This window comes from Bacillus sp. JJ634 (genome assembly GCF_036962285.1).
In the GTDB taxonomy this organism is placed as follows: Bacteria; Bacillota; Bacilli; order Bacillales; family DSM-1321; genus Peribacillus; species Peribacillus asahii_A.
Window position 1 is genome coordinate 1 of sequence record NZ_JBALMU010000085.1, and the last position, 639, is coordinate 639.

At 36.2% G+C, this 639-nt stretch carries 1 protein-coding gene; it reads left to right on the forward strand.

What is annotated here, in order from left to right; all coding sequences use genetic code 11:
• The first annotated feature begins 12 nt into the window (after window positions 1-12).
• The gene (locus V7068_RS13500) at window positions 13-336 is read left to right on the forward strand and encodes a YbaB/EbfC family nucleoid-associated protein (RefSeq protein ID WP_499713230.1); all 324 of its coding nucleotides are present in this window, start codon (window positions 13-15) and stop codon (window positions 334-336) included.
• Window positions 337-639 lie beyond the last annotated feature (303 nt).

Sequence of the window (639 nt, forward strand, 5' to 3'; positions counted from 1 at the left end):
AAGAAAATGGGGATGCGTGGCGGCATGGGAAACATGCAAAATATGATGAAACAAATGCAAAAAATGCAAAAGAAAATGGCTGAGGCACAAGAAGCACTTGGCGAAAAGAAGATTGAAGGTACAGCGGGTGGAGGAATGGTAACGGTTGTTGTGACAGGCCACAAAGAAATTGTTGACGTATCGATTAAACCTGAAGTTTTAGATCCAGATGATATTGAAATGTTGCAGGACTTAGTATTGGCAGCAACAAATGATGCTTTAAAGAAAGCAGATGAATTAGCAAATCAAAAAATGGGACAATTCACAAAAGGAATGAACCTGCCAGGGTTATTCTAAATGATATAGAAAAGGAAAATCATTCATTTACGAATGATTTTTCTTTAATCTTTATCATGTGGACATCACTTTTCTCATACAGAAGGAAAATCGTTTAGGGGCATCGGATCTGCAGTAAATGAGCTATTAAACGATATTGTATGGATGATTGAGCAGTTTTTATGTACCTTTTCGCTATTAATCTGAATAGAACCGCTTTCGAAGTCAAGATTCACTCTTTGAGACAGAGAAAGATCTATAGTGTCATCGGGTTTGTTTAGCATGAAACGAAAAATGGAACATTACTTGATCAAATTAAAAAAG

Coding starts and splice junctions, on each gene's coding strand:
- V7068_RS13500 (WP_499713230.1), top strand. CDS start 13: ATGCGTGGCGGCATGGGAAACATGCAAAATATGATGAAACAAATGCAA.